Annotated in this window: 15 protein-coding genes; 9 read left to right on the forward strand and 6 right to left on the reverse strand. The window is 62.6% G+C overall.

Annotated elements, in window-relative coordinates; all coding sequences use genetic code 11:
- Nucleotides 1-53: 53 nt before the first annotated feature.
- Nucleotides 54-1,820 carry a glutamine--tRNA ligase/YqeY domain fusion protein gene (locus CLU91_RS22280; protein ID WP_100875865.1) on the reverse strand — a complete coding sequence of 589 codons (1,767 nt, stop codon included), beginning with the start codon at nt 1,818-1,820 and terminating at the stop codon, nt 54-56.
- A 161-nt stretch (nt 1,821-1,981) separates the two neighbouring features.
- Here CLU91_RS22280 and CLU91_RS22285 point away from each other — a divergent pair, with 161 nt between their 5' ends.
- From CLU91_RS22285 to CLU91_RS22300, 4 genes are all read left to right on the forward strand, one after another.
- On the forward strand, nt 1,982-2,275 hold the full coding sequence (locus CLU91_RS22285) for a DnaJ domain-containing protein (RefSeq protein WP_010395442.1): 294 nt from the start codon (nt 1,982-1,984) through the stop codon (nt 2,273-2,275).
- A 93-nt stretch (nt 2,276-2,368) separates the two neighbouring features.
- A complete protein-coding gene (locus CLU91_RS22290; RefSeq protein WP_100875866.1) occupies nt 2,369-2,881 on the forward strand; it encodes a hypothetical protein in 513 nt (170 codons plus the stop codon).
- Nucleotides 2,871-3,659, forward strand: coding sequence for a hypothetical protein (locus CLU91_RS22295; RefSeq protein WP_046685338.1), 789 nt, complete (start codon nt 2,871-2,873; stop codon nt 3,657-3,659). Before CLU91_RS22290 ends, CLU91_RS22295 begins: the two co-directional genes overlap by 11 nt.
- A gap of 19 nt (nt 3,660-3,678) precedes the next feature.
- Nucleotides 3,679-4,551 carry a hypothetical protein gene (locus CLU91_RS22300; protein ID WP_034759925.1) on the forward strand — a complete coding sequence of 291 codons (873 nt, stop codon included), beginning with the start codon at nt 3,679-3,681 and terminating at the stop codon, nt 4,549-4,551.
- Nucleotides 4,552-4,582: 31 nt separating this feature from the next.
- On the opposite strand, the gene CLU91_RS22305 is transcribed toward CLU91_RS22300, so the two are convergent.
- Nucleotides 4,583-5,485, reverse strand: a complete 903-nt coding sequence (locus tag CLU91_RS22305; RefSeq protein WP_100875867.1) for a LysR substrate-binding domain-containing protein — start codon at nt 5,483-5,485, stop codon at nt 4,583-4,585.
- Nucleotides 5,486-5,592: 107 nt separating this feature from the next.
- On the opposite strand from CLU91_RS22305, the gene CLU91_RS22310 reads away from it, so the two are divergent.
- Complete coding sequence (locus CLU91_RS22310) at nt 5,593-6,876, forward strand: MFS transporter (protein WP_232730842.1); 1,284 nt, start codon at nt 5,593-5,595, stop codon at nt 6,874-6,876.
- 6 nt (nt 6,877-6,882) lie between these two features.
- On the opposite strand, the gene CLU91_RS22315 is transcribed toward CLU91_RS22310, so the two are convergent.
- A complete protein-coding gene (locus CLU91_RS22315) occupies nt 6,883-7,512 on the reverse strand; it encodes a hypothetical protein (protein WP_100875868.1) in 630 nt (209 codons plus the stop codon).
- 164 nt (nt 7,513-7,676) lie between these two features.
- On the opposite strand from CLU91_RS22315, the gene CLU91_RS22320 reads away from it, so the two are divergent.
- On the forward strand, nt 7,677-8,003 hold the full coding sequence (locus CLU91_RS22320) for a hypothetical protein (protein WP_100875869.1): 327 nt from the start codon (nt 7,677-7,679) through the stop codon (nt 8,001-8,003).
- A 13-nt stretch (nt 8,004-8,016) separates the two neighbouring features.
- On the opposite strand, the gene CLU91_RS22325 is transcribed toward CLU91_RS22320, so the two are convergent.
- Together CLU91_RS22325 and CLU91_RS22330 are read right to left on the reverse strand one after the other, a co-directional pair.
- The gene (locus tag CLU91_RS22325) at nt 8,017-8,853 is read right to left on the reverse strand and encodes a LytR/AlgR family response regulator transcription factor (protein WP_100875870.1); all 837 of its coding nucleotides are present in this window, start codon (nt 8,851-8,853) and stop codon (nt 8,017-8,019) included.
- Complete coding sequence (locus CLU91_RS22330; protein WP_100875871.1) at nt 8,850-9,953, reverse strand: sensor histidine kinase; 1,104 nt, start codon at nt 9,951-9,953, stop codon at nt 8,850-8,852. The genes CLU91_RS22325 and CLU91_RS22330 overlap by 4 nt, the downstream gene beginning before the upstream one ends.
- Before the next feature lie 198 nt (nt 9,954-10,151).
- On the opposite strand from CLU91_RS22330, the gene ugpQ reads away from it, so the two are divergent.
- Entirely contained in the window at nt 10,152-10,895 is a 744-nt protein-coding gene (gene ugpQ / locus CLU91_RS22335) for a glycerophosphodiester phosphodiesterase (protein WP_100875872.1), read from the forward strand.
- A gap of 103 nt (nt 10,896-10,998) precedes the next feature.
- Here ugpQ and CLU91_RS22340 read toward each other — a convergent pair whose 3' ends face one another.
- Nucleotides 10,999-13,056 (reverse strand): TonB-dependent receptor domain-containing protein, encoded by a 2,058-nt coding sequence (locus CLU91_RS22340; protein WP_232730843.1) that lies wholly within the window; start codon nt 13,054-13,056, stop codon nt 10,999-11,001.
- A gap of 158 nt (nt 13,057-13,214) precedes the next feature.
- Between CLU91_RS22340 and CLU91_RS22345 the strand changes: the two genes are divergently transcribed.
- A complete protein-coding gene (locus CLU91_RS22345) occupies nt 13,215-13,655 on the forward strand; it encodes a Fur family transcriptional regulator (RefSeq protein WP_100875873.1) in 441 nt (146 codons plus the stop codon).
- 119 nt (nt 13,656-13,774) lie between these two features.
- Nucleotides 13,775-16,393 (forward strand): alanine--tRNA ligase, encoded by a 2,619-nt coding sequence (gene alaS, locus CLU91_RS22350; protein WP_100875874.1) that lies wholly within the window; start codon nt 13,775-13,777, stop codon nt 16,391-16,393.
- Nucleotides 16,394-16,437 lie beyond the last annotated feature (44 nt).

Raw genomic sequence — 16,437 nt, forward strand, 5'->3', positions numbered from 1 at the left:
CGCTGAAACGAAAAAAACCGCCGCAGCGGTTTTTTTTCGTGTGCCGTCAGCCCTTATTTGGCGGGTTGCCAGCTGTCTTTCAGGGTGACGATGCGGTTGAATACGGGCTTGCCAGGCTGGCTGTCGACGCGGTCGGCCGCAAAATAACCGTGGCGCTCGAACTGGAAGCGCTCTTCCGGCTGGGCCAGTTCAGCGCCCGGTTCCAGCCACGCTTGCACCACTTCCTTGGCCAGCGGATTCAGGGCCAGCTTGAAGTCCTTGCCGCCCGCATCAGGCTGCGGGTCCGTAAACAGGCGGTCGTACAGGCGTACTTCGGCGGCAATGGCCGTCGGCGCGCTGACCCAGTGCATATTGCCCTTGACCTTGTAGTTGGAGCTGCCTTCCGTGCCCGACTTGCTGTCCGGGAAGTAGGTGCAATGCACGGCGATGACTTTGCCGTTGTCATCCTTGTCGTAGCCCGTGCACTCGATCACGTAGCCGTAGCGCAAACGCACGCGGCTGCCCGGCTTGTCGTCGATCGGCGGATACAGACGGAAATAGCCCTTGTTCGGCACTTCCATGAAGTCGTCTTCCTCGATCCACAGCTCGCGCGAGATGGGGAAGGTGCGCAAGCCGCGCTCGGGGAAGTGCGGGTGCACGGGCGCCGTGCATTCCACGCTTTCGCCTTCGGGGAAATTGTCGATGATCAGTTTCAAAGGACGCAGCACGGCCACCGTACGGGGCGCCTTCGGGTCCAGGTCTTCGCGCAAACAGCCTTCGAGCACGCTGTAGTCGATCCAGCCGTCCGATTTCGTCACGCCCGTGCGTTCGCACATCAGCTGGATCGCTTCCGGCGTGTAGCCGCGGCGGCGCATGCCCACCAGGGTCGGCATGCGCGGGTCGTCCCAGCCATCGACGATGTTTTCTTCCACCAGCTGGCGCAGCTTGCGCTTGCTGGTGACGATGTACGTCAGGTTCAGGCGCGAGAATTCGTACTGGTGCGGCACGGGCTTGGCGAAGAAGCCGCCGGCCGACAGGGTTTCCAGCAGCCAGTCGTAGAACGGGCGGTGATCCTGGAATTCCAGGGTGCAGATGGAATGCGTGATATTTTCCAGCGCGTCCGAGATCGGGTGCGTGTAGTCGTACATCGGATAGATGCACCAGGCGTCGCCTGTGCGGTGGTGGTGCGCATGGCGGATGCGGTAGATGGCCGGGTCGCGCAAGTTCATGTTCGGCGAACTCATGGCATCTTCGCTCATCTTCGCGCGCAGGATGTGCTCGCCGTCCTTGAATTCGCCCGCCTTCATAGCGCGGAACAGGGCCAGCGATTCGTCGCGCGGACGGTCGCGGAATGGCGAATTCTTGCCGGCCTGGCCGAAATTGCCGCGGTTGGCGGCCATGTCTTCGGCGCTCTGGCTGTCGACGTAGGCAAAGCCGGCCGTGATCAGGTACTCGGCCATCGCGTACAGCTGGTCGAAATAGTCGCTCGCGTAGTGCAGGTGGCTCTGGCCATCGGCCTGCTTCGGCTCCCAGTCAAAGCCCAGCCATTTCACGCTGTCCATGATGGTGTCGACGTATTCCTGCTCTTCCTTGGCCGGATTGGTGTCGTCGAAGCGCAGGTTGCACTGGCCGGCGTAATCGCGCGCCAGGCCGAAGTTGACGCAGATCGACTTGGCGTGGCCCACGTGCAGGTAGCCGTTCGGCTCCGGCGGGAAACGCGTGATCACCTGGGGCAGGCCGGGACGCACGTGGGCGCCGGCAGCCAGGTCGGCTTCGATGATGTTACGCAAGAAATTGGGCGCCAGCGCTGGCGCGGCGGTATTCGGTTTATCGTTGCTCATTGATCAATGCGGAAGAGTGACAGTAAAAAGCATTTTACCGTACCGCAAGCGCTTTATAAGCACGTATTTACCCCCATTTCCCGGCATGCAAGCGACGCCGACGCCGTTCTATAGGATAATTCGCCTTTAATTAGTAGAAAAACGTGACCCCGGAGCCTTTTATGGAAAATTTATATAACGTCCTCGGTGTCGCGCCCAATGCCAGCGACGATGAAATCAAGAAGGTTTACCGTTCGCTGGCCATGCGCTTCCACCCCGACCGCAACCAGGCCCCCGGCGCCGAGGCGCGCTTCAAGAGCGTCACCAAGGCGTATGAAATCTTGGCCGACCCGGCCAAGCGCGCCGAATACGACCAGAGCGTGAACCACCGCATCATCATCGATCCGGAAGCGGAAGCGTATGCGCTGTGGTGCGGCGTGTTTCGTTTACATGGCACAGTATTACCTGCCGACTAAAACGATGCGGCCCGCATCAGCCGGCCCGAATTACTTGAAAACAACAACAACGGCGCTTTTATCAGCGCCGCGCATTACATTGGAAAGCACAGCATGAGAAGAGTACACCCTGAATTCGCGTACCAGTCGCGCGAGCTGGAAGGCCAGATCGAAGGCATCCTCGGCGACCCGCCGAACCGCAAGAACTACAAGAGCATGGTCGATGCATTGGTCGGTGAATACGCGAGCGGCGGCGGCATTGAAGACGTGAACATGCTGGCCTTCGCGCTGGTCGACCACATCACCTTCAGCGACCCGAAAGGCTTGCTGGCCGAAAGCGAAGACTACGAGTTCGGCGACTCGGCCCGCGTGTTTTCCATGGCCGCCTGCGCCGCGCCGGAAGCGGCGAAGATGTACGCCGCCATCGAAGAGAGCTTCCCCGACCTGGCGCGCCAGGCCATCATCACGGCTTTCCTGCACAAGAATCCGCGCCTGTGGGACGACGACGACCAGTCGCTCGACCAACTGGCTGCCAATGACGACGGCGACGACGATCACGACGAAGACGAAGCCACCGACGATTTCGCCCAGATGTTTGACCAGGATGGAGATGACCATGGCCGATAACACGGAACAAAAGAGCAATCTTCCCGCGCTGACGAAACAGGTCACGGAATTGGTGCTGTCCGGTTCGCTGGGCCACGCCGAGCAGGCGTTTGCCGACGCGGCCGACCAGTACGGCGACCTGGCCGTGGTGGAAGTGCTGAGCGCGATCCCGCCACAGGTAACGGCCCTGCACCTGGCCGGCTTTGACGGCGGCAAGATGTCGCTGGCAACCCTGCTGGTGCCGCCGAAGGCGTGGGCCGACAGCCTGGCCTTCATCGCCGCCACCTGGAGCGACGACCAGATCGAGGACGATCCGGAACGCATCGCCGAAGCCCTGTTCGCGCACATCCACGGCGTGGTGTTTTCCACCGACGACGCCGAGCGCCGCCGCGAGCTGCTGCTCGAAGCATCCGCCACCGACTGGGGCGCCACGGCGTTCGCCATCCTGTTCTCGATGGCACCGAAGGAAATCCTCGAAGTGGCGGGCGAGATCGTCATCAAGGGACCGTACGTGACGGGCGTGACCTCGTCCGACAACGACGTCGTGCCGCTGGCCATCGAACTGGCGCAAGCGAATGAAGACGGCTGGGACCGCTCGCTGTTCGAACTGTTCCCCGACTTCCGCCACAGCGCCGACCTGGCCGACGCGGAATACTCGGACGACCCGGACGAAGAGCCGACCATGTTGCAGCGGAGCACCAAGGAATTGCTGTACCGCCTGCGCAAGCAAGTGCCGAGCACGCGCAGCGCGCCGCGTTCCAGCACGCGCCGCAGCCTGGGCACGGGCATTTTCTCGTAATGAAAGCAGGGAACGTCTAATGCTGCCAGCAATTGTTGTAGAGAATCTTCCGCGCCTCGTGCGCGCCATCAAACTGTTGCCGGGCGACCCGCGCGAGGACGCGGCCCTGAACCTGGCCGACGAATTGACGGGTATCACGGCCATGGTGGCCGAGAAGTTCACGAATGAACGCACGGCCGACGGCATCCAGAAAGCGCTGTACCTGACGGTGGGCGGCGTGTCCTTGGGCCTGGAACAGGCCGTCACGCATGAAGGCGACCAGGCCGCGCTCGATTTCCTCGTCGAGCACGGCGCCGAGCACGCGTTCCAGGTGGGCTTTCGTCTGATCAAGGAATTGTCGCAGCTGCCCGAAGACGCCCTCGTCGGTGAGTACGACCAGGACCCCGTCTACCTGCAGCGGCGCCTGCGCGAGCTGTTCATTGATATTTGCCAGGCCGACCCGAACCAGAACTGGGCCGGCTATGAAAAGTATGCGGTTCAATTGCAACAGCGCAAGGAAGTGCAAGCCGTCGTGCGCCTGGCAAGCTGGCTGCGCCGCCACCATGACAACGGCCCCGTCAGCGACAGCGACTTGAATGCCGAGGGCGTCATCGCGCTGGCCATCATCTTCGCCATCGAAGGCGGCGGACGCATCATCGCGCGCACGGGTCAAAAGGAGTTTGAACGCTTCGTGCGTTCCGTGCGCAAGAACAAGCCCGACTTCGAGGAAGGCTGGGCCGCCCTGGTGGCCAAGGTTCCCGTGCAGCACCATCCGGTCTTGCTCGACCGCATCGAGTCGTACCGCCGCAGCTGCACCGTCGTGCATAAAATCCTCACGCGGGCCAGCATGAAAAGCCTGTTCGAGGACCTGGAAAATTATGCGGGTTCGGAGCTGGACGCCGATTACTCCTGATGTACCTCAATGTAGGCCGGCACCTGCCGGCCTATTCTTTTTCTTCCAGCGCCGCTGCCTCGGCCAGTTTCACGAACGCCGCCACCAGCGGCGACGTCTCTTCTTCCCGTTGCGCAAGTAATAAGCTGGTGGTCGCCTGCGGGTCGGCGATCGGGCGGTAGCACACGCCGTCCATGCGGATGCGGTCGAACGAGGCGGGCAGCACGGAAATGCCGCAGCCGGCCGCCACCAGGCCGATGATGGTCGACGCTTCGCCCGCTTCCTGCGCCACCTGGGGCACGAAGCCGGCCGCCTTGCACAGGCGGAAGATCTGCGGATAAATCCCCGTGCCCGCATCCTTGGGATACATCACAAAACCTTCGCCCGCCATGTCGGCAATGGCAATCGCGTCCTTGGCCGCCAGCGGATGGGCGACGGGCAGCACGAGGAACAGCGGATCCTGGCGCAATTGCGTCAGCTTGATATCGGATGGATACGTCGTTTCCGGCGGGCGCACGAAGCCCAGGTCCATGGTGCGGCCGCTGATCGCTTCCAGCTGATGCAAGGTCGCCATTTCATGCAGGGTCAGTGTGACGTGGGGAAACTGCTGGCGGTAGCGGTTGATGACGGTGGCGAAATACGGCGTAAACGGCGTGGAAAACGTAAAGCCGATGCGCAATTCCCCCGCTTCGCCCCGCTGGGCCCGGCGCGCCGTGACGGCCGCCTGTTCCGACAGGGCCAGGATGCGCCGCGCATCGTCGAGGAAGAGGCGGCCCGCTTCCGTCAGCCGCACGGAGCGCTTGTTGCGCTCGAACAACTGCGCGCCCAGTTCCCCTTCCAGCGCCTGGATTTGCTGGCTCAGCGGCGGCTGGCCGATGTGCAGGCGCTCGGCCGCGCGCGTGAAGTGCAGTTCCTCGGCGACGGCGACAAAGTAACGCAGGTGGCGCAGTTCCATGTTTGTCCAGTAATCGTTTTAAAGTATGAGTTGGTCCTTAAATATATATTGGACGATATGAGTTGGCAATCCTAACATGCAGACTCGCTCCTCTTCGAAACATGGCCATGTCTGATTCATCGCTTGCCTTTGCCCCCGCTGCCCCCGCTGCCCCATCGGCCATCCCGGTTTCCGCTCCTGCTGCCCGCACGGCCATCGCCAAGGGTTCGATTGAATTCAAGCGCAGCAACCGCGCCCTGTTCTTTGGCGGCTTTTCCACCTTCAGCTTGCTGTACTGCATCCAGCCGCTGTTCCCGCTGCTGTCGCAGCAGTTTCATTTGACGCCGGCGCAAAGCAGCTGGTCGCTGTCCGTGTCGAGCGGCTTGCTGGCCATTTCCCTGGTGTTGCTCAGTGCCGTTTCGGACCGGGTGGGGCGCAAGCCGCTGATGGTGGCGTCGATGTTTTCCGCCGCCATATTGACGATTTTGTCCGCCTTCGCGCAGGATTACGCGCAATTGCTGGCGATCCGCGCGGCGCTCGGCATCGCCCTGGGCGGCATGCCGGCCGTGGCCATGGCCTACCTGGGCGAGGAAATCGAGGGACCGTCCCTTGGCTTGTCGATGGGCTTGTATATTGCGGGCAGCGCCTTTGGCGGCATGTCGGGGCGCTTGATCGCTTCCATGCTCAGCGATTTCCTGTCGTGGCGCTGGGCGCTGGGCGTGCTGGGCGTGGCCGGCGTGCTGGCGGCGGCGGAATTCTGGCGCAGCCTGCCCGCGTCGAAAAATTTCGTGCCCAGTACCAAGGGTTGGAATGCCTTGCCGCACGCCATCAAACAGCATTTTTCCGATAAGGGCTTGCCGTGGCTGTTCTGCCTGGCGTTCGTGCTGATGGGTTGTTTTGTCAGCCTGTATAACTACATCGGTTACCGCCTGCTGGCCGCACCATTCAATTTGCGCCAGAGCACGGTCGGCTTGCTGGCCTTTTTGTACCTGATCGGCATCTTCAGTTCCGTCTGGGCGGGACGCCTGGTGGACCGGCTGGGGCGCCGGGGCGTGCTGTGGATCATGCTGTCGCTGATGCTGTCCGGCATTGTATTGACCCTGTTCGATTCGCTGCCGCTGATCGTCATCGGCATGGCGCTGGCCACGTTCGGCTTCTTTGCCTCGCACTCGATCGCCAGCAGCTGGGTCAGCCGCCGCGCCCGCGCGCCGCAGGCGCTGGCCTCGGCTTTCTATCTGCTGTTCTATTACCTGGGATCGAGCCTGATCGGTTCCGCTTCGGGCATGATGTGGGGCTTCGACGGCTGGACGGGCGTCATCATCATGCTGGGCCTGTGCCTGGGCGGCGGCGTGCTGATCGCCTTGCGCCTGCGCCATCTGCAGCCGCTGGGGGCGCGCGAAGCGGTGGGCTGAGTCCGGCTATTTGGGACACATGCCGATCATCGTTTCGCCCTGCTTGCCGGCGCGCGTGGTCACGCACAAGCTGCCCAGCGCGCTGGTGATTTTATACGTGCGGCTGCCCTTGGCCTCATTCGCGCCGATTTCCTCGATTTTTGATGCCTCGTACCATTTCGGCGGCACGGCCGCGTAGGCTTCGGCAAAGCCTTGCTGCATGCGCTTGTAACCCGTGTCCTCGAATTTCTCTCCGCCCCGCTGCGGGAATTCCTTGCGCAACTCCCTGTCGATCTTGCCCACGTCGCGCTTGGCTTGCGCCAGGATATCGGCCGCGCTGGGCGCTGGCGTCACTGTGATCGCTTCCGGCGCTGCAGGTGCTGGCACCTGTTCGATGGCGGGCGCCGGCATGGGCCGGCGAGGCACTCTTGCGACAGTTGGTTTTGTGCTGGGTAACGCTACGGGGACGGGCTTGGGCGGTGCCGGCAGCGTGTGGCGCAGCCAGGTGATGGCCGGACCTTGCTGCAGGTTGTCGTCAGAGGCAAGGCGGGGCCGCGACTGCACGATGACATAGGCCAGCCCTGCGTGTAGCAGGATGATCAGCAGCAAGCCGGGCGCGCGGCGGGGCAGGATAGTCAGCGAGGTCATGGAGGGCATGGTGGTTCAGGTACGCCAATGTATCTGAGGCATTTGATCATTATCTAAAATGTCACAAGCGCTTACAAAAAAGTGCTGCATGGAAATTTCGACCTTGTGGCCGCCAGCGGGGAACCCCGTACCGGCTTGACGATCCAACTCCCTACACTGTGGGAGGACACATCATGATGCAGGTAAAGGAAGTGGCACGGCGCTTCGGCGCCATCGAACACGCGATCGGCCAGGCGGCCCAGCTGTGCGGCCAGCAGCAGGGCATGCCCATGGATTTGAAGGATTGCATCAACCAGCTGGACCAGCAAAAGAGCGCCGTGCGGCAAGCGATCGACACGCAAGACGATGCGCGCATCCGGCAAGCCGTCGACCAGATGGAATCCTTGGGCGACCGCGCCAAGCGGGCCTGCGGCACGGCGTCCAGCGTCACGCCGGAAATGAAGAGCGCCGTGCTCAAGGTGCACGATGAATTGTCGGACCTGAAGCACCAGCTGCATTAACCAGTTGCATTAGCTACATCTGGCGGAACAGATGCGCATATAAAGGACTGACGCGCAGCTGCGCCGGATGCTGGCGCAGGGTCAGCGACAGCTTGCCCGCCTCGTCGCGCACGGCCGTGGCGATGGCGCTGGCGTTGACGATGGTGCTCCGGTGGATTTGCCAGAATTGCTGCGGGTCCAGTTGGGGCAAGAGTTCCTTCAGGCTTGTGCGTATCAGCGCTTCGCTGTCCTGGCACACGACGTTGATGTATTTGTCCAGCGCTTCGAAATACACGACGTCGGCCAGGGCGATCATGCGCACGCTGTTGCCGACGGCTGCCCGTATCATGTGCAGGCGCGGCGCGGGCGCCGTCATCGCCTGCAGCTGGGCCAGTAAACGGACCATGTTGTCGTCGCTGGCGGACCCCGCCGTTGCTGCCGCCGCCGCTGGGGTTGCTGTTGCTGTGCCGTTGCCGCTGTCGCCCAAGCGCTGTTGCAGGCGTTCCACCGTCTTGCCCAAGCGGGCATCGTTGACGGGTTTGAGCACGTAATCGGCGGCCGCGTGCTCGAAGGCGGCCAGCGCATATTCATCATAGGCCGTGACGAACACGATGTGGGGAAACGCAATACCGTCGGGCCACTGTTCCGCCAGTTCCTCGGCCGCTTCCAGGCCCGTCTTGCCTGGCATCTTGATGTCGAGAAACAGTATGTCGGGCTGCAGCGCCAGGCCCTGGCGCAAGGCTTCCACGCCGTTGGGGCAGGTGGCGACGATGTCGAGTTCGGGCCACAGCCGCTGCAAGGCGTGCGCGAGGGCGGCGGCAAGGATGGGTTCGTCTTCGGCGATCAGGGCGCGCGGGGTGTGGTGGCTCATGCGATAGGACTCGTGATGGTGGGTGGAAGGGGGAGTGTCAGGCGGGCGGTCGCGCCTGCCGGATGGTTGGCGGCCAGCGACAGGCTGGCGCCATCGCCATGCATGCCGCGCAGGCGTTCGCGGATATTCGCCACGCCCAGATGCGTGCCCTTGGTCTGGCCCGGATGATCGAGGCCCAGGCCATCGTCGGCAACCGTCAGGATCAGCACGCCAGCGTCCGTGGATGCCTGCACGTGGATATGGCCGCCTTCAATCTTTGGTTCCAGGCCGTGCTGGATGGCGTTTTCCACCAGCGGCTGCAGCAGCATGGGCGGCACTTTGATATCGCGCAAGGCCTCGGGCAAGTCCAAGGTAAAGCGCAGGCGCGCACCCATGCGTATCGACATCAGGCCCAGGTAGGCTTGCATCAAGGAAAACTCCTGCTTCAGGGTGGTGGACCCGGCGCGCGAGGAAGAGAGGGTGGCGCGCAGATACTGGATCAGCTGGTCGAGCAGCAGCTGGGCGCGGTCCGGATCAAAGCTGATCAGACCCTGCAGATTGGCCAGGGTATTGAACAGCATGTGTGGTTCGATCTGCGCCTGCAGCAGCTGCAGCTGGGCCTGCATGGCCTGGCGCGCCACGGATTCGGCGCGGGCTTTTTCCTGGGCCGCCTCCATTTGCAAGCGGGCGATCTTTTCGCGGCTGCCAAAGAACAGGATGGCCGCTCCCGCCGCCGCCAAGGTGAACACCGTCATGCCGACATTGCGTGACGACATGGAGACGGGCGCGGGAACGTCGATATTGGCCAGCCAGCCGAACAGCATGGTGCCGCCAACTTGCGCCACGGCGGCGCTGACGATAATGAGGGCAGTGAAGGGCAGCAACGGGGCGCGTCGCTGTTCGCCCCAGCACGCCAGGCGGATGCCGTCGATGAGCAGGAAAGCAATACTGCCGATGCACATGGACGCAAGCAGGTTGAGCCAGAAGCTTTGCCCACCGCTCAGCACGAAGGTAATGAAGAGGGCACACAAGACATTGAGCAGCATCGCATAGCGGGCATCGCCCAGCAGGCGCCGGTAGGGAAAGCCCGTCTTGCGGGGGGCTGCGTCGGTAGTGTGCATGCGGGAATGCTTTCAGGTGGACACTCGGGTTGGCAATGCGGCAATTATGGGCGGCTCTGCACGCGGGCGCAACGCCGTTGCGACGAAACCGGGCGGTGACGGCGCCAATCGCCCGATCGCGTCCTTTACATGGTGGCGCTGGCGCGCGATGATGGCAAGATGTCTTGATCGACAACCTCATCACGATAAAGGAACAGCATGTGGCCCTATCCACGCACCCTGGCGCACCGCGGCGGCGGCACCCTGGCGCCTGAAAATACCCTGGCCGCCCTGCGCTGTGGCCTGGTCTACGGCTACCGCGCCGTGGAATTCGACGTCATGCTGGCGTCCGACGGCGTGCCCGTCATCGTGCACGACCCCGAGCTGGGCCGCACCGTGGCCGGCAGCGGCCATGTCAACGATTACACGGCCGCGCAGCTGGGCGCCATGGAAGCGGGCGCCTGGTTCGGCCCCGCATTCGCGGGCGAGGGCGTGCCCACGTTCGAGGCCGTGGTGGACTATTGCAAGGCGCAGCGCATTTGGATGAATATCGAAATCAAGCCGGCACCGGGCGTTGACGTGGCCACGGGCAAGACCGTGGCGCGCGCCACGCGCGATTATTTCGCAAAGGAAATTGCTGCAGGAGAGTTATTGCCGCTGCTATCGTCGTTCAGCATTGAAGCGCTGCAGGCGGCGCGTGAAGCGGCCCCGGAACTGGCGCGCGGCTGGCTGGTCGAACAGATACCATCTGATTGGGTGAAAAAGGCAAAGGAACTCGGCGTGGTGGCCATCCATTGCGACCATCAGCAACTGACGCCGGAACTGGCGCGAGAGATCAAGGCGGCCGGATACGGGCTGTTCTGCTACACCGTCAACACGCCGGAGCGGGCCAGCGAACTGCTGGCCTGGGGCGTGGATGGGTTTTGCACGGACAGGATAGATATTATTCCATCCATGGCGTAGGTCGGATTAGGCGCGCAGCGCCGTAATCCGACAACATTGTTGGCGCCGCTGGTGTTGTCGGCTTACGCGCTTGCTCGCTAAGCCGACCTACGTTTCAAGCAGCTTAGAAAGTCACGCGCATACCGATGGTCACATTGCGCCCCATCAACGGCGCCGCATTCTTGATGAACGAGGTGTGGCTGTAAGCCAGCTCATTCGTCAGGTTGTTCGCCTTGATGTAGAACTGGGCCGGCGTCGTGCCGATGCGCGTGTCGTAGTTGGCGGACAGGTTCAGCATGTTGTAGCCCGGGGTTGCCGTTTCAAACGCGGCGACCTTGTCTTGCTTGCTCACGCGGTAGAACTCGGCCACGCCACTCCACGCCTGCCAGTTGGCGTCGAACTTCACGCCGAAACGCTGGGCGGGGATGCGCGGCAAGTTGCCACCGCCGGCGGCCAGCTTGGCCCGAACGTAGTCGCCGAACACGCTGGCGCCGAACATGGGGTTCAGTTGCTGGCGGATCTGCCCTTCGACGCCCGTAAAGGTGGCGTCGCGCTGGGCGTACTGGATCAGCTGGAAGCCTTCGTGGCTGTCCAGCGTGGAGCCGAAGATGTAGTTATCGACCTTGTTGCGGTAGGCGCTGGCCGAGAACGTCGTGGCGCCCGCATATTTGCGCAAGGTCAAGTCGATATTGTTCGACGTTTCCTTGCCCAGGTTTTCATTGCCCAGCTCATATGTGGCCGTGGCCATGTGCACGCCGTGCGCATACAGTTCCTCGGCGCTGGGCAAACGGTGCGTGCGCGAGATGGTCGAACCGAGCGAGTACTGTGGCGCGAATTTCCACACGGCGCCCAGCGAGACCGATGTGCCCTTGGCGCTGCGGTTTTGCAGGGTGGCGCTGTCGACCGTGATGTCTTGCCATTCGTGGCGCAAGCCCGCTTCGAAGCGCCATTGGTCGAGCTTGTATTCCTCGACCAGGAAGGCCGCGTGTTTCTTCGTTACCGTTGGCGCCACGTACGCTTCTTCGCCCAGGGCGGAGAAATCGCGCTTCGATGTTTGCAGGCCCACTACGCCGCGCCAGCCGAAGACGGGATGGTGCTCCATTTCCAGGCGCGCGTCGTGGCCCTTGTTCTTGAACGTGGTGGCGATTTGCGTGCCTTCGATTTCGTCGTGCTTGTAATCGGTGAATGCGGCGCGCAGGCGCAGTTTGGCGAAGCCGGGCACGGGATCGCGCAATTCGCCGCGCACGTCCCAGCGTTCGCTCTTCAGTTTCACGTAGGGAACGGCACCATCTTCGTGCTCGTGGTCATGTTCCTCTTCATCACCGTGGCCGTGGCCTTCGTGGCCGCCGCAATGCAAATGCGTGCCGTGCGGGTGGCAGCTTTCGAATTCGTGGTTGTGGCCAGGTAATCCATACTCTGCGTTCTGGCTGGTGAAGGCCAGGCCCAGGAAGCCGCGCTGACCCACCCACGACACGCCCACGCTGCCCGTGTCCGTCTTGTTGTAGCTGCCGCCGACTTTCGAGCCGCCTTCCCAGCCGCTGCCGACCTTGTATTCCTTCGCGTCGCGCTTGACGCCTTCCGCGTGGAAAGCGATGTTGCCGGAGCCGCCAGTCACTTCAAAGGCGCCCGCCTTTTCGCGCGCGGCCGAGTTGGCGCGCACTTCCGCGCTGCCTTCAACACCTTTCGCAGGCACGCGCGTGGGGATTTTCTTGTCGATCACATTGACCACGCCGCCGACGGCGCCGCCGCCGTAGGCCAGCGCGGACGGGCCGCGCAGCACTTCAATCTGTTCCGACAGCATCGGTTCAGCAGCCACCGCATGGTCGGGGCTGATGGTCGAGGCATCTTGCACTTCGGCGCCATCGGACAGCACTTTCACGCGCGGGCCATCCATGCCGCGGATGATGGGACGGCTGGCGCCGGCGCCGAAATGGCTGGACGTGATGCCGGGCTGGCCGGCCAGGGTTTCGCCCAAGGTCGCAGCCCTTGCCAGCACCAGTGCCTCGCCTTCGAGTACGGTGACTGGCGTGCTCATGTCGTCGCTGCCCAGGGCCAGCGCGCTGGCCGAGACGGTGACGGCAGGCAAGGTTGTCGCCTGCTGCGCCAGGGCGCTGGCGGGGGCGGCAAAGGCCAGCATGATGGCCAGCGCGAGGGGAGTCGGTTGTTGAGGGCGTACGGACATGGGCAAGATTTCCTTATCGGCTATCGGTGTTGGCAGGGTTGGGGCAGCGCGTGAAAAGGAAATAGCCTGCCCTAAGTTGATAATGATAACCCATTATCATTACTGTGTGACAGTTTTTCCGGGCGGTAGATACAGGCGGATGGTGTATTCTGTCGGCTATGGAACGCACAACACGTCAAAAAACCGCTATTCAAGCCGCCATCGAGTCGGCCCAGCGCCCCCTGTCGGCGCAGGAAATCCTCGTGCAGGCCAGCTTGCAGGTGACGCAGCTGGGCATCGCCACTGTTTACCGCAACTTGAAGTCGCTGGTGCTGGAAGAAAAAGTGCACGTGGTGACCTTGCCGGGTGAAAACCCGCGCTATGAGTCGAATGCTGTCGCCAATCACCACCACCACCATTTCCAGTGCACCACGTGCCAGCGCGTGTTCGACGTGCATGATTGCCCGGGCGACTTGAAGCGCATGGCGCCGCAAGGCTTTGTTGTCGAACGCCACGAGCTGACCTTGTACGGCCGCTGCGCCGATTGCAATGCCGCTGCCGGTGCCAGTGTGGCTGGCACAGCCCCGCACGCCTGCGCCAGCCACCACGACCCGGCCTGAGTCGGCAGACTGTCGATGTTGGCACGGGCGCAACAATGCCCTGGCCAGCCGTCATTGCCGCACCCCATATCACGTATAATCTTCCCTTTAAAGCTGCCGCCACTCTTTGCCAAAAAAACATGAAATCAACTGAAATCCGCGACAAGTTCCTCAAATTTTTCGAGTCCAAGGGCCATTCCATCGTCCGTTCCAGCTCCCTGGTGCCAGGCAATGATCCGACTTTGCTGTTGACGAACAGCGGCATGGTGCAATTCAAGGACGTGTTTACGGGCACGGACAGCCGTCCGTACACGCGCGCCACCTCGGTGCAGCGCTGCGTGCGCGCCGGCGGCAAGCACAACGATCTGGAAAACGTCGGCTACACGGCGCGCCACCACACCTTCTTTGAAATGCTGGGCAACTTCAGCTTTGGCGACTATTTCAAGCGCGACGCGATTCAATACGCGTGGGAATTGCTGACCAAGGTGTACGGCTTGCCGGCTGACAAGCTGACCGTCACCGTCTACATCGAAGATGACGAAGCGTACGATATCTGGGCCAAGGAAATCGGCGTGCCCGTCGAGCGCATCATCCGCATCGGCGACAACAAGGGTGCGCGCTACGCATCGGACAATTTCTGGCAGATGGCTGACACGGGCCCATGCGGTCCATGCACGGAAATCTTCTACGACCACGGCGCCGACATTCCTGGCGGCCCGCCGGGTTCGCCTGACGAAGATGGCGACCGCTTCATTGAAATCTGGAACCTCGTGTTCATGCAGTTCAACCGCGACGAAGCCGGTGTCATGCACAAGCTGCCGAAGCCTTGCGTCGACACGGGCATGGGCATGGAGCGCCTGGCCGCCGTGCTGCAGCACGTGCATTCGAACTATGAAATCGACCTGTTCCAGCATTTGATCCGCGCCGCCGCGCGCGAAACGGGCGCCACGGACCTGGAAAACAAGTCGCTGCGCGTGATCGCCGACCACATCCGCGCCGCCGCCTTCATGATCGTCGACGGCATCATCCCGGGCAGCGAAGGCCGCGCGTACGTATTGCGCCGCATCATCCGCCGCGCCTTGCGCCACGGTCACAAGCTGGGCCAGACGAAACCGTTCTTCTACAAGCTGGTGGCCGATCTCGCCATCGAGATGGGCGGCGCCTATCCCGAGCTGGAAGACGCGAAAGACAACGTCGCCAATATGCTCAAAGCCGAAGAAGAGCGTTTCGGCGAAACCCTGGAAACGGGCATGAAAGTGCTGGAAGCGCAGCTGGCCAAGGATGCCACGGGCATCGACGGCGCCACCGCGTTTACTTTGTACGAAACCTACGGCTTCCCGCCGGACCTGACGGCCGACATTTGCCGCGAACGCAACATCAGTTTCGACCAGGTGGGCTACGACGCGGCTCTGAAGGAAAGCCAGGAACTGTCGCGCAAGGGCGGCAAGACGCACAAGGACAGCAAGGTCGAGTACACGGGTGAGAAAAACACCTTCGTCGGCTACGATCAATTGACGTTCAGCGGCAAGGTCGTGGCGCTGTACGCGGCCGGCACGCAGGTCACGGAACTGAAGGCGGGCCAGGAAGGCATCGTCGTGCTCGACACCACGCCGTTCTACGCCGAATCGGGCGGCCAGGTGGGCGACCAGGGCGTGATCGCCTCAGGCGCCGGCAGCTTTGCCGTCAGCGATACCTTGAAAATCCAGGCGGATGTCTTCGGCCACCACGGCGTGCTGGAGTCCGGTGTATTGAAAGTGGGCGACGCCGTCTCGGCGCAAGTCGATACGGCCAAGCGCGCGCGCACCATCCGCAACCACTCGGCCACGCACTTGATGCACAAGGCCTTGCGCGAAGTGCTGGGCAGCCACGTGGCGCAAAAGGGCTCGCTGGTCGATCCCGATAAAACCCGTTTCGACTTCAGCCACCATGCGCCGATGACGGCGGAACAGATCGTCGCCGTGGAAACCATCGTCAATAAAGAGATCCTGGAAAACCGCGCCACACAGGCGCACCTGATGTCGTTTGACGATGCCGTCAAGCATGGCGCGATGGCCCTGTTCGGCGAGAAATACGGCGACGAAGTGCGCGTGCTCGACATCGGCAGCTCGAAAGAGCTGTGCGGCGGCGTCCACGTGCAGCGCACGGGCGACATCGGCCTGTTCAAGATTATCGGCGAAAGCGGTGTTGCCGCCGGTATCCGCCGCGTGGAAGCGGTGACGGGCGAGGGCGCGCTGGCGCTGGTGCAAACCATCAACCGCCGCCTGGTCGAAGCGGCGCAAGCGCTGAAGGCGCAACCGGAAGAACTGACTGCCCGTATCGGACAGGTGCAGGACCATGTGAAGGCGCTGGAAAAGGAACTGGCCGCGCTGAAATCGAAACTGGCTTCGGGCCAGGGCGATGAGCTGGTCACGCAAGCCGTCGATGTGAACGGCATCAAGGTGCTCGCTGCCGTGCTCGATGGCGCCGACGTGGCCCGTTTGCGTGAAACCATGGACAAGCTGAAGGACAAGCTGAAAACGGCCGCCATCGTGCTGGCCAGCGTGGCTGACGGCAAGGTCAGCCTGATCGCCGGCGTCACGGCGGACGCGACTTCCAAGGTCAAAGCGGGCGAGCTGGTGAACTTCGTTGCACAGCAAGTGGGCGGAAAAGGCGGCGGACGCCCCGATATGGCGCAGGCTGGCGGTACCGATCCGAGCGGTCTGGCGAACGCCCTGGCTGGCGTGCCGGCCTGGGTCGGCGAACGCGCAACACAGGCGTAAGCTAGCAGGCATGCGGGGTTTTCACCCCACAGCCCCTTGAAAAC

It is taken from the genome of Janthinobacterium sp. 64 (assembly GCF_002813325.1).
Classification (GTDB): domain Bacteria; phylum Pseudomonadota; class Gammaproteobacteria; order Burkholderiales; family Burkholderiaceae_D; genus Janthinobacterium.

Bases quoted from the DNA above. Each gene is read 5' to 3' on its own strand.
- CLU91_RS22280 (WP_100875865.1), bottom strand. From the start codon at position 1,820: ATGAGCAACGATAAACCGAATACCGCCGCGCCAGCGCTGGCGCCCAAT.
- CLU91_RS22285 (WP_010395442.1), top strand. From the start codon at position 1,982: ATGGAAAATTTATATAACGTCCTCGGTGTCGCGCCCAATGCCAGCGAC.
- CLU91_RS22290 (WP_100875866.1), top strand. From the start codon at position 2,369: ATGAGAAGAGTACACCCTGAATTCGCGTACCAGTCGCGCGAGCTGGAA.
- CLU91_RS22295 (WP_046685338.1), top strand. From the start codon at position 2,871: ATGGCCGATAACACGGAACAAAAGAGCAATCTTCCCGCGCTGACGAAA.
- CLU91_RS22300 (WP_034759925.1), top strand. From the start codon at position 3,679: ATGCTGCCAGCAATTGTTGTAGAGAATCTTCCGCGCCTCGTGCGCGCC.
- CLU91_RS22305 (WP_100875867.1), bottom strand. From the start codon at position 5,485: ATGGAACTGCGCCACCTGCGTTACTTTGTCGCCGTCGCCGAGGAACTG.
- CLU91_RS22310 (WP_232730842.1), top strand. From the start codon at position 5,593: ATGTCTGATTCATCGCTTGCCTTTGCCCCCGCTGCCCCCGCTGCCCCA.
- CLU91_RS22315 (WP_100875868.1), bottom strand. From the start codon at position 7,512: ATGCCCTCCATGACCTCGCTGACTATCCTGCCCCGCCGCGCGCCCGGC.
- CLU91_RS22320 (WP_100875869.1), top strand. From the start codon at position 7,677: ATGATGCAGGTAAAGGAAGTGGCACGGCGCTTCGGCGCCATCGAACAC.
- CLU91_RS22325 (WP_100875870.1), bottom strand. From the start codon at position 8,853: ATGAGCCACCACACCCCGCGCGCCCTGATCGCCGAAGACGAACCCATC.
- CLU91_RS22330 (WP_100875871.1), bottom strand. From the start codon at position 9,953: ATGCACACTACCGACGCAGCCCCCCGCAAGACGGGCTTTCCCTACCGG.
- ugpQ (WP_100875872.1), top strand. From the start codon at position 10,152: ATGTGGCCCTATCCACGCACCCTGGCGCACCGCGGCGGCGGCACCCTG.
- CLU91_RS22340 (WP_232730843.1), bottom strand. From the start codon at position 13,056: ATGTCCGTACGCCCTCAACAACCGACTCCCCTCGCGCTGGCCATCATG.
- CLU91_RS22345 (WP_100875873.1), top strand. From the start codon at position 13,215: ATGGAACGCACAACACGTCAAAAAACCGCTATTCAAGCCGCCATCGAG.
- alaS (WP_100875874.1), top strand. From the start codon at position 13,775: ATGAAATCAACTGAAATCCGCGACAAGTTCCTCAAATTTTTCGAGTCC.